This window comes from Mesorhizobium sp. M7A.F.Ca.CA.004.06.1.1 (assembly GCF_003999135.1).
Taxonomy (GTDB): Bacteria; Pseudomonadota; Alphaproteobacteria; order Rhizobiales; family Rhizobiaceae; genus Mesorhizobium.
Window position 1 is genome coordinate 1 of record NZ_RZPQ01000696.1, and the last position, 3,147, is coordinate 3,147.

3 protein-coding genes and 1 pseudogene are annotated in these 3,147 nt (G+C 61.6%); 1 reads left to right on the forward strand and 3 read right to left on the reverse strand.

The genetic code is table 11. The features are described from left to right. A pseudogene (locus EN906_RS28540) lies at positions 1–234 on the reverse strand (peptidase S10); the annotation flags it as partial. Positions 235–339: 105 nt separating this feature from the next. Here EN906_RS28540 and EN906_RS28545 point away from each other — a divergent pair. Continuing rightward, positions 340–1,089, forward strand: coding sequence for a helix-turn-helix transcriptional regulator (locus tag EN906_RS28545; RefSeq protein ID WP_127269959.1), 750 nt, complete (start codon positions 340–342; stop codon positions 1,087–1,089). 21 nt (positions 1,090–1,110) lie between these two features. Here the strand turns inward: EN906_RS28545 and EN906_RS28550 are convergent, their stop codons facing one another. Beyond that, positions 1,111–2,205, reverse strand: a complete 1,095-nt coding sequence (locus EN906_RS28550; protein ID WP_127269957.1) for a polyamine ABC transporter substrate-binding protein — start codon at positions 2,203–2,205, stop codon at positions 1,111–1,113. A gap of 45 nt (positions 2,206–2,250) precedes the next feature. Next, positions 2,251–3,147, reverse strand: an 897-nt coding sequence (gene aguA / locus EN906_RS28555) for an agmatine deiminase (protein WP_127375542.1), incomplete at its 5' end; no start/stop codon positions are given.

Consider the following 3,147-nt stretch of genomic DNA (forward strand, 5'->3'; position numbering starts at 1 on the left):
CTCCGCCGTGACGTCGCCGTTGCCCGACAGCAGCGACAGGGTCGCTGCCTTTGCCTGGTAATCCAGCTTGCGCCCGGCCAGTGTGATCGAATAGTTGGTGGTCTGCGGCGGCGGCAGCAGGGACAGCACACCGCCCGCAGGTGCCGGCCGCTCCGCCGTTTCAGCCAGGACGGGCTGCGCCAGGACGGCAAGCATCGGCAGGATGAGGAAGATCAGTTTCAGCTTGACCGGCATGATGGCTCCGCGAGAACGACTCCCGCATAGGTATGGCCGAGAGGATCGAAGTCAAAGGAAATGGCTGTCTTGAACCTGCAACGGCTTGCGCTAATGTGAGCCGGAATGCAGTCGAACATCTCTCTCGATCGGTTTGGACACTGGAGCGGTGGTGTCGCCGCCGCGGCCATGGCTGCAACGCCCGAAGAATTGTCCGCTCGCTTCACAGCGGCGGCGAGCGGACTGCTTGGCTCCGACCGCGCCTATGTCGGCTTCTACCGTCGAGACATCACATCCCTGACCATCGACGATGCCGGCCCCGATCGCTGGAACCGCGACTACGATGCACGACTGTATCGCCAGGATCCCTTCTTCCAGAGGTTCGCCAGCACAAGACAGGATTTCCTGTTGCCGCTGTCGGCACTCCGCAATGGCGACTTCCAGCGTACCCCCTACTATCGCGAATTCTTCGGCCCTTCCGACAGTTTCGACGAGATCACCGGCGTGTTCAATCTCGACGGGCTGACCGCTGGCTATGTCACCTTCCTGCGGCGAAACGGGGCACCGGCCTTTGGCGATCAGGATCTGGAGATGGCTTACGCGGCAAGCAGCGCGACAAGGCTCATTCTGCAAAGATTGCTTCATCTGTGCCGCTCCCGGGACAAGGGCGCCGCAATCGGTGACGGACGCTCGCGGCTGAGCAGGCGCGAGGCCGAGGTTGCGCGGCATCTGGTCGAGGGTGGCAACGCCAAGACGATTTCGCGAAGCCTCGCCGTCTCACCCGGCACCGTCCGCAACCACATCAAGCAGATCTACCGCAAGCTCGGCGTGCACTCCCAGGTCGAGCTGCTGGCGGCCTTCCGCGAAGCCGCTTGAGCCTGACGGCTTACGCCGGCGCTATTGCCCCGTCACGATGCGCGTCCACATGCGGTTTTGTGATCGCAGCAGCTTTGGGTCGTTGTTGTCGACCACGAACAGCTTGGCCTTCACGGCATCAGGCGGAAAGACGCCGGGATCGCTGGCTATCGCCTTGTCCATCAGCGGCAGGGATTCCGGTATCGCATTGGCATAGGAGACATAGCTGGAATTGGCCGCGGCGATATCGGGCCGCAGATTGAAGTTGATCCAGGCCTGGGCGTTGTCGGGATGCGGCGCATCTTTCGGCACCACCATCGTATCGAAGTTGATGAGCGTGCCTTCTCTGGGGATGGAATAGGCGATCTCCAGCTTCTTCACGGATTCCGCCGCACGGGTCCTTGCCTGAAGTATGTCGCCCGACCAGCCCAACACCACGCAGATGTCGCCGTTGGCGAGGTCGTTGATGTATTTCGACGAATGGAAATAGCGGATGTAGGGCCGCACCTTGCCCATCAGGTCCTCGACCTTGGCGAGGTCGTCGGGACTGGTCGATCTGGGGTCGATGTGAAGATAGTTCATCGCCATCGGGATGACTTCAGCCGGCGCATCGATCATGGCCACGCCGCAATCGGAGAGCTTCTTGACCACGTCCACGTCGAAGACCATGGCGAAGGAATCCGTCGGCGCGTCCGGCAGCCGCTGCTTCACCGCGGCGACGTTGTAGCCAATGCCGTCGGTGACGGCCATATAGGGCACGGCATGCAGGTTCTGCGGATCGGCGCCCGCGATCAGCGCCAAGGCCTGCGGATCGATCTTCGAATGGTTGGCAAGCTTCGATTTGTCGAGTTCCAGGAACGCCCCCGCCTTCACCTGGTTCTTCAGGAACGGATAGGCTGAGGGGTAGACTACGTCATATCCCGAGCCGCCGGTGAGCAGCTTGGTTTCAAGTACCTCGTTGCCGTCATAGACATCGTAGCGAACCTTGATGCCCGTTTCCTTCTCGAATTTCTCGGCGGTGTCCGGCGCGATGTAGTCGGACCAGTTGTAGACGTTGACGATCTTTTCCTCGTCAGCCGAAGCCGCATTTGCGCAGACGCCGCAGGCAAGCAGGGTTGAGAAGATCAGAGCGCGCATAAATGTCCTCCGTTTTCGCTATCTGTTTTCGGCATGCGTCGTCCCTCAGCGTCGCTGCGGGGCATAGACCGGCAAGGTGATGCAGGCGACATTGCCGCCGCCCAGCAAGATCTCGCGCGAGTTCTCGATGCCGACTATCTTGTGGTCGGGAAACAGCTCGGCCAGCGTCTGCTTGGCCTTCACATCGAGATCGCAGCCGAACTGCGGTACCACCACGACGCTGTTGCCCGGATAGTAGTTGATGTAGCTCGCCGCGATCCGGTTTCCGGCCGGTCGCGCCCAGGTCGAATCCAGCCGGTCCACGCTCTCGCTTTCTTCCGGCGTCATCTCGATCGGCAGGGGATGCGGCAGCCGGTGGATCTCCAGTGCGCGGCCACGCGCATCACGGGCCGAACGCAGCACCTCTTCGGCTTCTCGCACAATCTCATATTGCGGGTCCTCCCGATTGTCGGTCCAGCTCAGCACGACCACGCCGGGACGCACGAAGCAGCAGACGTCATCGACATGGCCGTCGGTTTCGTCGAAGGCAAGGCCACGCGGCAGCCAGATGACGGTGTCGACGCCGAGATAGTCACCAAGCTGGCGTTCCACCTCGGCCTTGCCGAGATGAGCGTTGCGATTTCGGTTGAGCAGGCATTGCTTCGTCGTGATGAGGGTGCCCTGGCCATCGCATTGCAACCCGCCGCCCTCGGCGATCAGCGGTGCGCGGTAGCGATCCATGTTCTCGATTTCGAGCACTTTTTGCGCTGCCAGATCATCGAGGTCCCATGGCGCGTAGAGGCCGCCGTCAAAACCGCCATAGGCGTTGAAGATCCAATCGACGCCACGCACGCCGCCTTGATCGTTGACGACGAAATTGGGACCGCTGTCGCGCAACCAGGAATCGTTGGTGGACATCTCCACGACACGCACATGGCCGGGCAATCGCGCTCGGGCATTCTG